At 37.2% G+C, this 17,071-nt stretch carries 16 protein-coding genes; all 16 read right to left on the bottom strand.

Annotated elements, in window-relative coordinates; translation table 11 throughout:
* Window positions 1-101: 101 nt before the first annotated feature.
* A complete protein-coding gene (locus tag BMY14_RS04310; protein WP_091829526.1) occupies window positions 102-1,028 on the bottom strand; it encodes a bifunctional riboflavin kinase/FAD synthetase in 927 nt (308 codons plus the stop codon).
* 55 nt (window positions 1,029-1,083) lie between these two features.
* Window positions 1,084-1,956 (bottom strand): tRNA pseudouridine(55) synthase TruB, encoded by an 873-nt coding sequence (gene truB, locus BMY14_RS04315; RefSeq protein WP_091829528.1) that lies wholly within the window; start codon window positions 1,954-1,956, stop codon window positions 1,084-1,086.
* The gene (locus tag BMY14_RS04320; RefSeq protein WP_091829530.1) at window positions 1,949-2,902 is read right to left on the bottom strand and encodes a DHH family phosphoesterase; all 954 of its coding nucleotides are present in this window, start codon (window positions 2,900-2,902) and stop codon (window positions 1,949-1,951) included. The genes truB and BMY14_RS04320 overlap by 8 nt, the downstream gene beginning before the upstream one ends.
* A 4-nt stretch (window positions 2,903-2,906) precedes the next feature.
* Window positions 2,907-3,260, bottom strand: a complete 354-nt coding sequence (rbfA, locus tag BMY14_RS04325) for a 30S ribosome-binding factor RbfA (RefSeq protein ID WP_019553145.1) — start codon at window positions 3,258-3,260, stop codon at window positions 2,907-2,909.
* A 21-nt stretch (window positions 3,261-3,281) separates the two neighbouring features.
* On the bottom strand, window positions 3,282-5,687 hold the full coding sequence (infB, locus tag BMY14_RS04330) for a translation initiation factor IF-2 (protein WP_091829532.1): 2,406 nt from the start codon (window positions 5,685-5,687) through the stop codon (window positions 3,282-3,284).
* Window positions 5,688-5,701: 14 nt separating this feature from the next.
* Window positions 5,702-6,025: a L7Ae/L30e/S12e/Gadd45 family ribosomal protein gene (locus BMY14_RS04335; protein ID WP_019553147.1), complete on the bottom strand. Its 324-nt coding sequence runs from the start codon at window positions 6,023-6,025 to the stop codon at window positions 5,702-5,704.
* Window positions 6,018-6,293: an RNase P modulator RnpM gene (gene rnpM / locus BMY14_RS04340; protein WP_019553148.1), complete on the bottom strand. Its 276-nt coding sequence runs from the start codon at window positions 6,291-6,293 to the stop codon at window positions 6,018-6,020. Before rnpM ends, BMY14_RS04335 begins: the two co-directional genes overlap by 8 nt.
* A gap of 2 nt (window positions 6,294-6,295) precedes the next feature.
* The gene (nusA, locus tag BMY14_RS04345) at window positions 6,296-7,408 is read right to left on the bottom strand and encodes a transcription termination factor NusA (RefSeq protein ID WP_091829534.1); all 1,113 of its coding nucleotides are present in this window, start codon (window positions 7,406-7,408) and stop codon (window positions 6,296-6,298) included.
* A gap of 26 nt (window positions 7,409-7,434) precedes the next feature.
* On the bottom strand, window positions 7,435-7,878 hold the full coding sequence (locus BMY14_RS04350) for a ribosome maturation factor RimP (RefSeq protein WP_091829536.1): 444 nt from the start codon (window positions 7,876-7,878) through the stop codon (window positions 7,435-7,437).
* Between the two features lie 191 nt (window positions 7,879-8,069).
* Window positions 8,070-8,705 (bottom strand): hypothetical protein, encoded by a 636-nt coding sequence (locus BMY14_RS04355; protein WP_091829538.1) that lies wholly within the window; start codon window positions 8,703-8,705, stop codon window positions 8,070-8,072.
* Window positions 8,706-9,058: 353 nt separating this feature from the next.
* Window positions 9,059-12,814: a PolC-type DNA polymerase III gene (locus tag BMY14_RS04360; RefSeq protein WP_425438910.1), complete on the bottom strand. Its 3,756-nt coding sequence runs from the start codon at window positions 12,812-12,814 to the stop codon at window positions 9,059-9,061.
* Between the two features lie 164 nt (window positions 12,815-12,978).
* Window positions 12,979-13,437: a chemotaxis protein CheX gene (locus BMY14_RS04365; protein ID WP_091829542.1), complete on the bottom strand. Its 459-nt coding sequence runs from the start codon at window positions 13,435-13,437 to the stop codon at window positions 12,979-12,981.
* Complete coding sequence (locus tag BMY14_RS04370) at window positions 13,428-14,303, bottom strand: response regulator (protein ID WP_091829544.1); 876 nt, start codon at window positions 14,301-14,303, stop codon at window positions 13,428-13,430. The genes BMY14_RS04365 and BMY14_RS04370 overlap by 10 nt, the downstream gene beginning before the upstream one ends.
* Window positions 14,304-14,485: 182 nt before the next feature.
* Window positions 14,486-15,094, bottom strand: a complete 609-nt coding sequence (cobC, locus tag BMY14_RS04375) for an alpha-ribazole phosphatase (RefSeq protein WP_091829546.1) — start codon at window positions 15,092-15,094, stop codon at window positions 14,486-14,488.
* Window positions 15,091-16,191 carry a threonine-phosphate decarboxylase CobD gene (gene cobD, locus BMY14_RS04380; protein ID WP_091829547.1) on the bottom strand — a complete coding sequence of 367 codons (1,101 nt, stop codon included), beginning with the start codon at window positions 16,189-16,191 and terminating at the stop codon, window positions 15,091-15,093. The genes cobC and cobD overlap by 4 nt, the downstream gene beginning before the upstream one ends.
* Window positions 16,169-17,062 carry a GHMP family kinase ATP-binding protein gene (locus BMY14_RS04385; RefSeq protein WP_091829549.1) on the bottom strand — a complete coding sequence of 298 codons (894 nt, stop codon included), beginning with the start codon at window positions 17,060-17,062 and terminating at the stop codon, window positions 16,169-16,171. Before BMY14_RS04385 ends, cobD begins: the two co-directional genes overlap by 23 nt.
* Window positions 17,063-17,071 lie beyond the last annotated feature (9 nt).

The following is a 17,071-nucleotide window of genomic DNA, read 5'->3' on the forward strand; positions in this document are numbered from 1 at the left end:
ATTCCGTTAGCCAAGATATCGTCGGAGTTTTTCGCTATCCTCGCTACGGATCAACGTATCATAAATGTACGATACTTGTGATATTATATCATAAAAAAATATCAATGTAAATTAAAAATTGTTGTTGCTTGCTTAATATCCAGTTTAATTTGTTTTACTAATTGATCAACCGACGAAAATTTCTCTTCATCACGTATTTTTTGCACAAATTCTATCGTAATGAGTTGATCATAAATATCCTGTTTAAATTCAAGAATATGTACTTCAATATGTCGATTAACACCATTAAAGGTTGGATTTGTACCAATATTTGCAATACCGCGATATGTTTTTTCACGGAAAAAAACATGAACAACATAAATGCCATTCGGCAGCATGACTCGATGATTTTCAATAGCTAAATTCGCTGTTGGAAAACCTAGCAGACGACCGCGTTCATCGCCATGGACTACCTTGCTGCATAATCTAAAAGGTCTTCCCATAAGCATGTTTGCAGCATCAAGCTGCCCCTCGAGCAACAGGTGCCTTATTTTCGTGCTGCTGATTATTTGATTATTAAGATGAACTACCGGATGGATTTCCGAAATAAACCCAAAATCTTGACTTCTTTTCAAAAGAAGCTTTGGATTGCCTTCACCTTTATAGCCAAATGTATAATTAGGACCAACGACCACGTATTTAGGTGCTAGATTGTCCTGCAAAAGCTGTAAAAATTCTAATGGTGTGACGGTTACAAGCTCTTTGGTAAATGGTATATTCATCAAAACATCAATTCCTAAGTCTCGCATTGCAGTTTCCTTACAAATATTATCACTGATTTGTAAAGGACATTTTTTAGGCGAAATAACGCCAAGCGGATGATTGCTAAATGTAAAGACTACACTTGTCCCTTGAATAGACTTTGCTAAGCGGATTGCTTGTTTAATGATATTTTGATGACCTAAATGTACACCGTCAAAGGTTCCTAAAGCAACAACGATATTTGAATATTCTTTAGTTAAATTAGTAATTGTTGAAAAAATTTGCATTGGTAATCTAACTCCTTAGTTCGATCAAGGGAAAAATTTGATTACAGAATACAGCTTAACGAAAAACGACTTTAACTGGTACAATACAAGCGGTCTCAGCCTGATAACGGGCGATACCGATAAAGCCTAGTTCCTTATCATAAATTCTTACCAATGAAGATGAATTTATTGGTTGTTTTTCAGTGATTTTTTGTCCTTGTTGAAAAAAAGAAATTTGAGCTTTCGTAAGCTCAACCGCTGGCATATGCACTAAAACAGAATCGATAGGCTGTATAGCCTGTTGCGGATTATTTTTAATTTCATCCAAAGTATATGCATTGGCCAAAGAAAAACAACCGACACGCGTACGAACTAAAAAAGACATCACAGCAGGAATATTTAATTTCTTACCAATATCGATACACAGTGTCCGTATATAAGTCCCCTTAGAACAATCAACATCAAACAAAAGTTTAGGTTCTTCAACTTCTAGTAGTTCCATGTTATGAATATGAACGGTGCGTGAAGGAATTTCAACTTCGATATTTTTTCTTGCTAAATCACAAGCCCGTGTTCCGTTAATTTTTATAGCTGAATAAATTGGTGGAATTTGAATATTTTCACCAATGAGTTGCTGGAACGTTTCGTTTATCTGTCGTAACGAAGGCATTGTAAAATTTTCTTGTGTCAATATTGTACCTGTATCATCACCACTATCGGTAGAAAAACCAAAAGTAAGCTCAGCCCGATACGACTTATCGGCATCGGTCATGTATTCAATCATCCGTGTAGCTTTTCCAAGCGCAATCGGTAAGATTCCAGCTGCACCAGGATCCAATGTACCAGCATGTCCAACTTTTTTTATACCATAAACCTTACGAATAAAACTCACCATATCATGAGAAGTCATTCCCGGTGGTTTTAAAGCACAGATAAAACCGTCAAGCATTGTATGAATCCTCCATTGATTGTTCGATTGCAGCAACAATTGTTTCTTTAGCAGCTCCTACCGGTGCATGCATTGTGCATCCCGCAGCTCGAATATGTCCGCCACCGCCAAATGTTTCAGCAATAAGACTGACATTGGTTGTTTTAGAACGCATACTAATTCGGCACGTATTTTCATCGACATATTTGACCATAACAGCAACATCGACACCTTCGATAATCCGTGCTAAATCAATAAAGCCCTCTGTACTCACGCATTGAGCCAGTATATCCTGTGTAATTGCAAGTAGTGCTATTTTCCCATTTTTGAATATTTCAAGTGTATTCAATGCTAAAGCAATGCCGCGTACGGCAGTCAGTGTTTTTTTTTCAATGGCTTCGGATATCAAATTGGGTTTTACATCAAATTCCAAAAGTTCGGCGCCGATTCGCATCGTTAAAGCCGTTGTGTTCGCATAACGAAAAAAACCACAATCGGTTGCGATTGCTGTATAAAGACAAGTAGCTATATTTTTATCGAAAGCTGCCTTCATGAATTTTAAAAGCTGGAAAATAATTTCGCCCGTGGCTGCGCGGTCAGGATCCACATATAAATAATCAACCGTACTATTATTCGAAATATGATGATCGATATTCAGAATAGGTGCATTGGCCAGCTCTTTGATCTGACCAATGCGATCTATACCAGTATCTAAGACAATCAAAAGATCGATTTTTTCAATAATCTGCCCGGGTTTAGACAACAATTCATAACCCGGGAGAATATTAAAATTAGCAGGAAGATCATCATCAATTAAGCATGTAACATTTTTACCGATTGCTTTCAGATAATGTGCCAGACCTAAAACAGAACCAAGTGCATCACCATCGGGATTTACGTGTGATGTAATAACAAAATTTTTATATTTCGTTATTACATCCGCTGCTTGTTTAAGATCTATCTTCATGAAATTACTCTGCCTCGTCTTTTTTGATTTTTATAAGTAATTTTTGAATATGTGTACTGTAATCAAGTGATTTATCAAGCTGAAAAGTTACTTCTGGTGTACAGCGCAGACGAATTCGTTTACCAATTTCGCGGCGAATATAACCGATTGAACTTTGCAATCCATCCCAACAGGCTTTAATTTGTTCATCACTACCCATTATGCTCACATAAATTTTTGTGCTTCGCAAATCACCCGTTACATCTACTTGTGTTACCGTAACAAACCCAATTCTTGGATCTTTTAATTCTTGCAAAATAATTTGGCTGACTTCTTGTTTTACGAGTTCTTGAACTTTTTCCATACGAAGCTGACCCATATTACCCCGTCCCTTCGTTTCTTATTTATTAAGTGCCTGCGGTGCAAGTTGTTCCATGGTATAAGCTTCAACGATATCGCCTTCGCGGAAATCCTTGAAGTTTTCAATCGTAACACCACATTCATAACCAAATGCTACTTCTTTTACATCATCCTTGAAGCGTCGGAGTGATTCAATTTGGCCTTCAAATACAACAATATTATCACGAATAATTCGGATACTAGAAGAATTTGTGAGTTTACCTTCTAAAACATAAGAACCAGCAACAAGTGCTTTGGAGAATTTCATTACCTGACGGATTTCTGCTTTACCTTGAATAACTTCTTTAAACTGTGGTGCCAGCATTCCCGTCATAGCAGCTTCAACATCGCCAATTGCTTCATAAATAACACGATACGTACGAATATCGATACTTTCGTTATCAGCTAATTTACGTGCATTTGTGTCTGGACGTACATTAAATGCAATAATAAGTGCATTTGATGCAGAAGCAAGCATAACATCGGATTCATTAACAGCACCAACACCGGCATGAATGATGTTTACACGAACTTCATCATTTTTGTTTAGAGCCAATAGTGAACTGCTGAGAGCTTCGACAGACCCCTGTACATCGGCTTTAATTAAGATATTCAAATCTTTTATATTACCATCTTGAATTTGTTGGAAGAGATCATCTAACGATACTTTCTTCGAACGCATCAAATCATTACGTTGTTTTTCAATTCTCTTATCAGAAATTGAACGAGTCAATTTTTCATCCAGTGCCGCTAAAATATCTCCAGCTTCTGGAACATCTGATAACCCAAGAACTTCGACCGGAACGGAAGGACCCGCTTTTTTGACTTTTTCGCCACGGTCATTAATCATAGCACGTACTTTACCATGTGCAGTACCGGCAATAATTGAATCACCAATGCGAAGCGTTCCTGTTTGTACGAGAACGGTTGCAACTGGACCGCGTCCTTTATCAAGCTGTGCTTCAATAATAATACCACGAGCTTCGCGATCTGGATTTGCTTTAAGTTCTTGCATTTCAGCAACAAGTAAAATCATTTCCAATAATTCTTTGATCCCAAGTTTTTGTTTAGCAGAAACAGGAACCATAACCGTTTGACCACCCCAGTCTTCTGGAATGAGATTGTGTTCAGCAAGCTGCTGTTTTACATGGTCAGGGTTTGCGCCAGGACGATCTATTTTATTGATTGCAACAATAATTGGTACTTTCGCTGATTTGGCATGGTTGATTGCTTCAATCGTCTGTGGCATTACGCCATCATCTGCCGCTACAACCAAAATGGCAATATCTGTAACCTGTGCACCACGAGCACGCATCGCTGTAAACGCTTCATGACCTGGTGTATCTAAAAATACAATTTTTTTGCCTTGGCACATAACTTGATATGCCCCAATATGCTGTGTGATCCCACCGGCTTCACGTTCGGTTACCGATGTTTTACGGATTACATCCAATAAAGAAGTCTTACCATGATCGACATGTCCCATAACCGTTACAACCGGAGGTCTATGAACAAGTGATTTAGGATCATCTTCTATTTCAGGAATTTCTGTAGGATCTTGTTCAGGTGGCAATTCTTCTACGACTACATCTAATTCACCAGCAAGAAGTGTTGCTGTATCAAAATCAATTTCCTGATTAATTGTTACCATAACGCCCATCATTAAAAGTTTTTTAATGATTTCAGTAACACTATAGCCCATCTTCATAGCAAGTTCTTTTACTGTCAAAGATTCCCCAATTTTAATCAATTTAGGTCTGATTGGTTCTGGTTTAGGTGTATTGTATTGGATATGGTTATTTCTACCGCGGTTATTGCCCCGATAGTTTCTGCTGTTACGGCTGTTCGTGTTACGATTATTAGGATTGAATGTACTTTTATTTGCATTATTATTCATTCGTGAATTTTGCCCGCCTTGTTTATTCGGCTGTGCGCCATTATTTGTATTGCTATTCTGCGTAGCAGCTGTAGTGTTGACTGCTGTATTTGTTGCAGTATGATTCACTGCTGGTTTTGGTTTATTAAAATTTTGATTACTTGGCCCTTTATGTGGGTTGGCTGAAACATTGTTATTTGGTTTTTGTGCTATAAATGGTCTGGGACCATCATTTTTACGTACTGGTTGTACGGGTGCTTTTGGTTTGAAATTGTTGTTTGGTGCGGCAGCTGCCGTTTTCGTTACAATCGTAGTCGGAGCTGGCGTTGGAGTTGTAACTTTAGCTGCAACTTTTGTTTCCGTACTGGTTTTACCGGCAAATGTTTTTGTTATGATGTCTTTCTCTGTATCACCGACACTGCTCATATGATTTTTTGCTACTGTATTATTATTACGCTCTAATATATCAAGAACCACCTTGCTTGTAGTATTAAATTCTTTTGCTAATTCATATATTCTGTATTTGGACATCGATCCACCCCCATTTAGATTTCTGCTTTCCTATTGATGAGTTTTAATAAAGCTTTGATAAATCCATTATCAGCAAGAGCAATCGCTACACGGATATTTTTGCCGATAGTGGCTCCCAAATCATTTTTCGTTAAAACGTAATACATTTGGACCCCATATGTATCGGACATATCTTTATATTGTTTTTTCGCATTTTCGGATGCATCTGCTGCAACTAAAAGAAGCGAAGCTTTACCAGCTTGTATATATTTCTCAACAGCAAATTCACCAGAAACTAATTTCCCTGCTTTTTGAGCCATACTAAGTAAATTTATTATTTTTTTATCCGTATCATTCATTGACTTGAAAAATCCCGGTTTTTAATTCTTCATAAATTTTACTATCCATCGCACTTTTAAAAGACTTTTCAAAACGACGTTCTTTGACTGCTTTTGTAAAGCAATCGACATTATGACAAATATAGGCACCACGACCTGATTTTTTGCCGGTGAGATCAATCAAAAATTCACCTTCCGGCGTTCTGACAATACGAACTAAATCGCGTTTATCACGCATTTGTTGACAACCGATACACATTCGCTGCGGAATTTTCTTTTGCGTAACCATGCTTATTTAGCCTCCACTGAAAGATCTTTTTCAGCTTCTACTGGTGAAACTTCAGGTGTTGCCGCAATTTGTCCAGCAGCCTGTGTTTCACTCTTTATATCGATTTTCCAGCCAGTTAATTTCGCAGCTAAACGGGCATTTTGACCTTCTTTGCCGATGGCTAGCGATAATTGATAATCCGGAACAACAACTTTGGATATTTTTTCTTCTTCATTAGCATCGACGGATACAACTTTAGCCGGACTCAATGCATTTGCAATATATTTACCCGGATCTGCATTCCATTTTACAATATCGATTTTTTCGCCTTTTAATTCGTCTACAATTGATTGGACGCGCATGCCCTTGTGACCAACGCAAGAACCAACGGGATCTATATCTTCATCTTTCGAAAATACAGCAATTTTAGAACGCATACCTGGTTCGCGGGCTACCGATTTAATTTCAACAATACCATCGTGAATTTCCGGAACTTCTAATTCGAACAAACGTTTCAGCAGTCCCGGATGTGTACGCGATACTAAAATCTGAGGACCTTTTGATGTTTTTTTCACTTCTATAATATATGATTTTAATCGATCACCATGATTATATTGTTCAAATGGAATTTGTTCCGAGGGAGTTAGAATTGCTTCTGCTTTACCAAGGTCGATAAATACATTTTTTGCTTCCGTACGCTGTACAATACCCGTTAAAATATCACTTTCACGATTAGAAAATTCTTCATAAATAATACCACGTTCTGCTTCACGAACCCTTTGTACAACAACTTGTTTTGCTGTTTGCGCTGCAATACGACCAAAATCAGCTGGCGTTACTTCTATTTCTATAATATCATCTATTTCATAGCCAGCATTGATCTGTCTTGCCTGTGCCAGACTCATTTCTACAATATCGTTTTCTACTACTTCAATAATAGTTTTTCTCGCATAAACATGAAATTCTCCGGTAACCCTATCAAGTGAAACCCGTACATTTTGGGCTGAACTGAAATTTCTTTTATAAGCCGAAATCAAAGCTGCTTCAATTGCATCAAATAATATCTCTGGTGCAATTCCTTTTTCTTTACCTAACTGTTTAAAGGCTTCCATAAAGCCTTTATCTTTACTACTCATTTAAATCCCCCTTATTCAATTGTATGTTAAAACTCAAGATGCAAACGAACCGATGCAGCCTTGTCGCGTGGAATAGAAATATCTTCTAAAATAATTGCATCCTCAGTATAGCCGGTTAATTTACCGACTGTAACTTTTTCACCATTAATAGGCAGATAAGTGGTTACTTCGACCATACTGCCTATTTGTCTTTTAAAATCTTTTTCTTTTTTTAAGATACGATCTAAGCCTGGTGAAGAAACTTCTAAAAAATAATTATCTTTAATTGGATCCAAAATATCTAATTTTTCTTCCAATTGCTCACTGAGCTGTTGACAATCTTCAATTTCAATACCGCCTTCTTTATCTATGAAGACTCTCAAATACCAGTGATGTTCTTTTATATATTCAACATCAATCAATTCAATATTAGTGTCTTTAAGAAATTCTAACGCCATTTTTTCTACGATTTTTTCTATTTGATTTGCCATCGAAACACCTCCCGTACACGTGGAATGAATAAAATATTAATTTTCTTAAATATAAGAGTAAAGAGTGGGTTTGCACCCACTCTTTAGATATCACACTTAAATTTAATATAATTCTATTATAGCATCAGAGCAGATAAATGTAAACTATTATAGCTTCTACATTTATCTGCTCTAACAAGCCAGGAAATCTTTTAGCAAATTGAATTATTTTTTAACGAAGCAGCATAATACTTTACAATTTTTACAATCATAAAATAAGCTAACAATTCAGACAGCTCCTCTACCGTCTGTCCTTGTTTAGGGGAAAGCAACCAGTGGTGTTCGCCGATTGCTGATAAAATAAAGCTGCTAAGCCCAAGTGTAAGATACATTATAGGCAAGGGTATCGTAATAACGTTATCCCACGGAATATTATAAATAAGAGCACTTATTACGCTAAGAATAAATAACAGAATAATTCCTTGTATAATATTTGAATGTGGTAGTTGATTCATCGCAATTAATTCTGGGCCGGATGGCGTAAGCTTTGTTTGAAAAAGAACTCTGCCCCAGCTTAATTCACGACCAGCCAGCATCACAAAAAAAGCACCAATGGAAGCCCAAAGTTTTTTCCCTTGAGATGAAAGATCTTCTATATAAAAATAAAAACTCATAAATACACCAACGAATAATATCATCACCTGTGAATTTTCTAAAATGCCATTTTCCCAACTGATTTGCGGTGGTAATATCCACGATAATGGAATGATGCACAACAGCCAAGCTACGCCAAACCAACCAGCAGAATCAATATGTTTATCAACGCATATCTTTCTAACTTTAATCATATAAATAAATGTCTCCTTACCTTAAAATAGTACACAGATATTTACTATTCTAGATAAGTTAGCTGAAATCCTTTTCATTTGGAATAATTATTTTTATCAATTAGGTTTGTTGATTCCCACCATACAAAATAAACAAGTAAAAGTGCTCTGATTTTACCTATAAAAAATATAATAGTACCCATTCCGAGTTGCTTAATCAATTATTGTAAAAAGAAAGAAGCTGCTCAGAAATTCGATGAATTAATGAACAGCTAACCACTCTTTTTTTGTTTTTTCTCAAAGCGTCAACAAAATGTCAACAAATTGATTTTTATATACCCGCAAGCCCTTATAAATCAAGGGATTTATATTTTTTACATAAACAGTTCCATTTGATCGCTTTCGGTCATACCAGTTAAGCAGCCGTGTTCACGCAGTATTTCCACAACGGTCTTTGAAATCCCCGTTCTTTTCTTTAAATCATCAATAGATGAAAATTCACCGTCTTTTCTTGCTTCAACGATATTTTTAGCAGCAGAGCTGCCCAGACCGTCTAAGGCGGCAAATGGTGGCTGCAATGATTTTTCGTGAATGACAAATTTATCCGCTAAAGAACCATATAAATCAACTTTTTCCACATAATAACCACGTATATACATTTCCCAAGCCAGTTCCAAGACAATTTGCAGACCTTTATCTTTCACGGATAGGTTTTCCAGAGCATCGAGTTCCTTTAGTCTAGCCTGAATCTGTTCTTTCCCCTGTGAAATCAGATTTGCATCAAATTCAGCGGCACGAATCGAAAAATAGGCCGCATAAAAGGCTAAGGGATAATGAACTTTACAAAAAGCAATACGATACGCCATCATAACATAGGCTGTCGCATGAGCTCTTGGAAATAGATACTTTATTTTCAAACAAGATTCAATGTACCAGTCCGGGATACCACCTGCTTTGAGTTTTTCAATAACATCAGGCTGGATGCCCTTCCCTTTTCTTACATTTTCCATTGTTTTAAACGAAAGCAACGGGTCAATTCCTTTATGGATAAGATACATCATGATATCGTCACGGGCTGAAATAGCATCAGACAAGGTTGAGGTTCCATTTCTGATGAGTTCTTGTGCATTGTCCAGCCATACATTGGTTCCATGAGAAAATCCGCTGATACGAACAAGGTCACTAAATTTTTTCGGCATGGTATCGTCCAGCATCTGTCTGGTAAAGCGAGTACGAAATTCAGGGATACCAAATGTTCCTGAATTACTCCCTAGATCCTGTGGTGTTACTCCCAGTGCCGCGGTCGAAGAAAAAATACTCATCGTTGCCGGATCATCAAACGGGATTGTTTTTGGGTCACGATGGGTCAGATCTTCCAGCATTTTAATAACCGTTGGATCATCATGTCCAAGAATATCGAGTTTAACCAACCGACTGCTGATGGAATGATAATCAAAATGTGTTGTAATCGTCGTGGTGTTTTTATCATCCGCTGGATGTTGTATCGGTGTAAAATGATGTACATCCATATTGCGCGGGATAACCATTATGCCACCTGGATGCTGTCCAGTCGTTCGTTTGACACCAGTACAGCCATCAACGAGACTATTGATATAAGCATTGCGTTTTTTAAGACCTTTTTCATCAAAATATTTTCGTACATAGCCATAAGCAGTCTTATCTGCAACGGTGGCAATTGTTCCCGCCCTGAATACATTATCTTTACCAAAGAGTTCCTCTGTATATTTATGGGCTACTGGTTGATAGTCTCCCGAAAAGTTTAAATCAATATCCGGTACTTTATCACCATCAAATCCCATGAATACAGCAAAAGGAATATCATGACCATCCTTTGCTAAATCACTGCCACAGACAGGACATGTTTTATCCGGTAAATCGAAACCACAGCCATAGGAGCCATCCGTAATAAACTCACTATATTGGCATTTTGGACAATACCAATGCGGTGGCAGCGGATTAACTTCCGTAATATCCGTCATCGTCGCTACAAAAGAAGATCCAACGGACCCTCTGGACCCAACCAGGTACCCATCATCTAGTGATTTTTTTACAAGCTTATGAGCAATTAAATATAGTACTGCAAATCCATGCCCAATGATAGAATCTAATTCTAACGTCAAGCGATCTTGAACAATCTGCGGCAAATTTTCTCCATAGAGAAATTTTGCCTTATCATAAGACATGTTTTTAATATCATCATCTGCGCCTGGGATCATTGGAGAATATAAATCGTCAGGAATCGGTTTAAATACTTCAATCATTTCATTGATTTTCCTTGGATTTGTTACGACCGCTTCATAGGCTTTTTCTTCGCCTAGGTATTGAAATTCAGCCAGCATTTCTTCTGTCGTTCGCAAATAAAGTGGTGGCTGCATATCCGCATCTTTAAATCCTTTGCCTTTCATCAAAATCGCTCGATAAATTTGATCTTCCGGATTTAAAAAATGGACATCACAGGTTGCAATCAACATTTTATTTTGTTGTTTCGCAAGCTGCGCTACTTTTAGATTGATTTTTATCAAGTCATCATCAGACTGAATATCAGGAAAGTCCTCACTGCGTACTAAAAATTCATTGTTGCCGATTGGCTGTATTTCCAGATAATCATAGAATTTAGCAATTTCCAGTAATTCTTCATCACTTTGTCCGGCAACAATTGCCCGAATGAGTTCACCCGCTTCACAGGCTGAGCCGACAATTACGCCTTCGCGAAATTCAGCAATAATTTTACGGGGGATTCGCGGCTGCTTATGCAGGTATTTTAGATGTGCCAGAGAAACCATTTGATATAAATTACGCAGACCTACTGGATTTTTTGCCAATAAGATAATATGATTGGCTCTTTTTTGCTGGTAATCATCGCCCACTAAATAGCCTTCAATACCATAAATAATTTTGATATCGAGTTTTTGTTCTTTGATTACTTTCGCGGCTTCCGGAAAAGCCTGGACAACACCATGGTCTGTAATGGCAATGGCTGGCCAGCCCCATTTTGCTGCAGTACACACAAGTTTCTTAACGGAAACCACCGCGTCCATATTACTCATGTGCGTATGTGCGTGAAGTTCCACTCTTTTTTCCGTTGCTAAATCCATTCGTCCTTTCACAGCTGTTTTATACATGCTATCAACAAACATGACAAAATCATTTTGAAATGTATCGAATTTGATCGAACCTTTAATTTTTACGAACATACCTTTACTGAGAGCACTCTGGACACGTTCAAATTCATCTTTATCTTTAAAAAATGTTTTACAGCTTATACCGTCACTTTTATCGGCAATATCAAAGGTTAAAAGCTTCGTACCTGTCTTGAATTCACGTACATCAAAATCACCCATTGTACCTTCAAAAATCGTATTCTTTATTTCACCATCTACATCATTGATCGGTACTGCTTCGCCTTGAATCATTTTACCAAAAATCAATGGTGAATTATTTACTTTGGCAGTGCCCTTATCCGTACTCCCTGTTTTCGCAGCGACTGCATCTTTCTTCTGTGTTTCAATTTGCAGCGCTTCAAGAAACTCGGGAGTCATAAAATCATCTGCCTGAGAAAATTGATTTTCAGCGGCATCTTTTGTACTATATTGTATTTCACAGCAAAAATTCAATGTATCAGAAATTACCAGCTTCATCATTTTTATTACAGAATGTGCTGTTAAAATTTCTTCAGCAAGTTCACCAAATAATTCCAAGGTTAAAGTATTTCCATCAAAATGGCGTTTTGAATGCATTAAAAGATGTGTCACCGTTGGATTGCCTGCGGCAGTTTGTTTAACGATTTTTTTCCATTCGCGTTCAATATAGGCTTCCAAATCAATTACATCCTGATAGAAGAAAACTTGGTTTATTTGGCACTTTTCAGCAATGTGAACAGATGTTCGATCGATTAAGGTATTGGGCAATCGATTTCTGGTTTGTAGGAGGATTTCCCATGAATTGTTTTTTAAATTAATTTCTACATGTTTTATTTTACATTCCTGTAATAGCTTTTTTTCTTGATCGTTTGTCGACATCGTATGAACTAAACGCCAAAAATCATTACCATCTTTAGGAATTATACAGTATTTCTGCATATTGATTAAGCCTCTTTCTTTATCCATCATCTAAAAAAAATCAAATGGATATAGAACATTCTCTATTATCCGATTACGTTATATTTTATCACACACGCCGCTGTATTGATAGCTTGCTTTTACCATCAATTGTTTGTTAAAACAAAAAAAATGTGCCTGTGCAATTTATATACAGACACATTTCTTACTTGATTTCAATGTAAATCCATATTAATTTCAATCAGATTTCCATCAATATCCATTTCTATGACCAAGTATTGTATATCACTTATTTTCACCGAGAAATTGTCACCTAATGTTAAGCTTGGTGTAGAAATATCAACTTCAAAATCCATTGACGCCAAATTGGTTGCTGCATTGGCTGTAACCATGTTGGACAATTCAGAAATAGCACTTTGAGCCATTTCATCAAATGTTGCAACAGGCATCCCCATCATCATGGTCGATGCTATTTTGCAGGCAGCTTCTGTCGTCATATTATAAGCAACATTACCACGAACACTTTTGGTAAAACCAACTAACACGGTAACCCCCAGGCTCGGCATTGCTTTTTCTCTAGTAGATAATTTACCGCGTGTGATTGTTAGGAAACCAAGCTGCGGCAATACTGTTGTAATGGCATTGATAAAAGGATTTACGAATTTCACATCCATTCGTCTTGCCTCCTTGCAAATCCAATACTCATTTCCAGATCACCAATCCGTGTTTTGGCGGTGATTTTAAACGATTTCAGCTTTGTATTTAAAATACGGATTTTATTGCCGCTTATCATCCCTGGGGGAGCAATTCGAATTTCGTTATCTTTTAATAAATCATTCAATTTTGAAATATAATTTCCCATAAGAATGTTAGCGGCTTCCTCGAAGGCATCTTGAGCCTCCTCATCCGATAAGTCTTCCTCATCACTAAGATTTAATACCAAACGAGCAAATTCAATCATTGTTATATCCGTGGCATAGATAATCATACGACCGGAAGGATTCCCCGTTAAACCAATGATAACTCCAGTTCCGGTAACATCAAAGTCGACATCTCGCGTTTCTTCAAACATCATTTTACCCTGCAAACCGGATAATTTAAAAAGTTCGCGTTGGAAAATCTTCACCAACGGTTTGATATAAGATTCTTCTAAAATAGTATGTAGGTTCATTTCATTTTGATAGAGCAATAATAATGTATCAATGAACTCATTAGGATCGACTGGCTTTTGCAAAAAAGAACGGATACCAGCAGCACGCCCTTTTATCATAAGAGAAACATCTTTCATCGCACTAATCATGAGTATTTTAGCGTTGGGGTCGAGTTTTAAAATATGACGACTCGTTTCGATACCATCTCTATCTGGTAAATTCATATCCATTGTAATGATGTCGGGTTTGTGTATCTGGTATTTTTCAACAGCTTCTTCACTATCTTTTGCATAGCCGCAAACCTTAAAATTGGTTTTTTCTAGCATTTTTGTTAACATCATATAGCTAACTTTTGAATCATCAACAATTAAAACACGAACTTCTTTCAAAACTAAGCACCTCTCTTATCCTACTGTTTTATAATAAAGTATTATCCCTTTTGTAAAGAAAAACCTGCCTATTTGCAAAAAATATTCTTATTGTTTAAAAAATTATAGAAAAAATAGTATGATATATTCTACCATTAAGCAGCAAAAAGAGCGACAAGATTTATCAAATCCTATCGCTCTTTTTATTTTTTTAAATGCTCAGTACTATTCATGAGTTCAATGCTTCGCTCTAAACCATTGTAAGTAAGAATGTTGACCGCTGTATTATCTTGCCGAATTGACCATATGTAACGCAGAGGCATATGTAACGCTTCAGCGAGAATTGTACGGTTTACTGCCCCATGTGCAGCAATCACAATCGTTTGATCGGGGTGATCCTCACAAATAGAAAGGACTGCCTTGGTCGCGCGTTGCTGAAGCTGAGCAAAAGATTCTCCTCCTGGTATTTGAGCTGTATCAGGATTTGCAAAAAAGTGCTGCATCATGCCGCCCCATTTTGAGTTGATTTGATCATAGTTCAAACCTTCCCAATCACCAAAATTCACCTCACGCAATGCCGTTTTGCTTTGAACGGGTAGCTTAAATTGTGCAGCAATGCACGTAGCTGTTTTATGGGCACGTTTTAAATCACTTGAATAAATGGCATCAATTTTATCTAAAGGAAAATTTTGGGCGAGACGCTCAGCTTGCTCAATCCCCGTTTCAGATAATTCTATATCAGACTGCCCCTGGTATTTGCCTAGTGCATTCCATATCGTTTGTCCATGGCGGATTAAAATAAGTTTTGTCAAAATACATCACCTTTTCTTATTATTTTTTGCAGGATATTCAGTAAAATACAATTATCCTGGTGTGTTTTTACCGCAATACGAATATACTGATTCGTAAGCCCTGGATAATTGCTGCAATCGCGAATTAAAATATGATTTTCTAACAATTTTATCTGTAAGGCAGCAGCTGTAAAATTTGTGTTTGCCAAATTAAGCAAAATAAAATTCACGCTGGGTCGATAAACTTGTAAAAATTGAATTTTACAAAGCTCTTCATAAAAAAAACTAATTTCTGTATTTAAAAATTCTTGCGTACTTTTTTTATACGAAATGTCTGCTAGTCCCGCAACTCCAGCTTTTTGTGCTAAATGATTGACATTCCATGGATCTTTCCCTAAGTCAATTTGTGCAACAAGCTTCGGATTTGTTATCGCAAAACCAAGCCGCAGACCCGGAATCGCATAAAACTTTGTCAAAGACTGTAAAACCAACAGATTATCATATTTTTGAACAAGATGACGGCAGGTATAGAGTTCTGCATCGCTGCGAAAATCAATAAAGGATTCATCAATTACCACAAAACAATTCTCTTTTTTCGCCGCAACAATACATCGTTCAAGGTCATCAACGAATAAAAGATTACCCGTTGGGTTATTCGGATTACCTAAAAAAAGAAGATCGACATCTTTTAGTTTTGCTAAAAGCAAGTTCCAATCTAACGTAAAATTCATGGCGGGACTCAAATAAAAATAAGAAATAGCCGCTCCACTGGCAATAGCAGCACGTTCATATTCACTGAAAGACGGAACTGGCAGCAACACTTTGTTTGGCTTAAGGATGTGGCTTAAAACGTAGAGAAGTTCTACAGCGCCATTTCCCAGTGTGATGGTATCAATCGCAATTTGATATTCTTTTGCAATCGCTGTTTTTAATTCCCGCCCATTGGGATCCGGGTAATGGACCAGCTGTTTAATCTGTGATTGGATTGTCCTAATTGTTGCTTCAGACATACCTAAAGGATTGATGTTTGCACTAAAATCAATAATTTGCTTCGTTTCTCCATCAGCCGCAAAATCATGAATATTGCCACCATGCTCAAATTTCTTTAAAGAATCCATTCTGCTCCTCCTCAATCAGACAGCCACCTGAGATCAAGTGGACCGTTTTTAAATAACATGCATTTGGTACCGCTTTTTGAATTTCTTCAAGAATGGCTTGCAGCGGCACGATTGTTTCTGTTTTAAATAAAAGACCGATTACAGTTCCGCTATGGGCGGTATTAACACCAATCGCCCCAAATTGTAAAGAAATTCGAATAATTTCCGACAACTGACTTTTACATAAAATCATCTGATTTGCCAACGCGCTGATTGTGGCAGCCTGACCAATTAAGTCAACTTTGCGATTATGCAGACCTTCTAATAATAAGGCTAAGGCTTCCTTTATTTGTGGTTCATTGTGGGCATTTAGTTTTAATAAATCTTTCCGCTGATGGAAAAATAACGTATCGACTAAACCGCCCGTATCGAACATAAGAATCGAAATAGGTGGTATCCACTTAAATTGTTCATGACAAAAACCAGTGACTTGATTCATTTGGACAAGACCCTTAAAAAAAACGCCATCTGTTGGCTCAATGGATACTGCAATACTGGCAATTTCACGTTCCGTAAGTTTCTTTCCTAAAGACACAGCCGCCCCTTGACATACAGCAGCAATATCCGCACTGCTTGAGGCCATCCCTTTACTAGGAATTAAATCTGAATGCAAGGTCATTTGATACGGATATGACTTTACATGAAATTTTTGCAATACTTTCACTAAAGCGAGTTGCGATTTTTCCCCGAGCCCTATAAGCGGCCCATTCTGCTCTTCGATAAGAACCGTCGAATATTGATTGATTGGACATGTAATTAAAAAAGGTTTGCCGCTTTTTGTTCCTTGAAGCAGTTCCCCACAGGATCCGGGGACTTTTACACGTATTACCATACATATCTC

Source organism: Propionispira arboris (assembly GCF_900109225.1).
Taxonomy (GTDB): Bacteria; Bacillota; Negativicutes; order Selenomonadales; family Selenomonadaceae; genus Propionispira; species Propionispira arboris.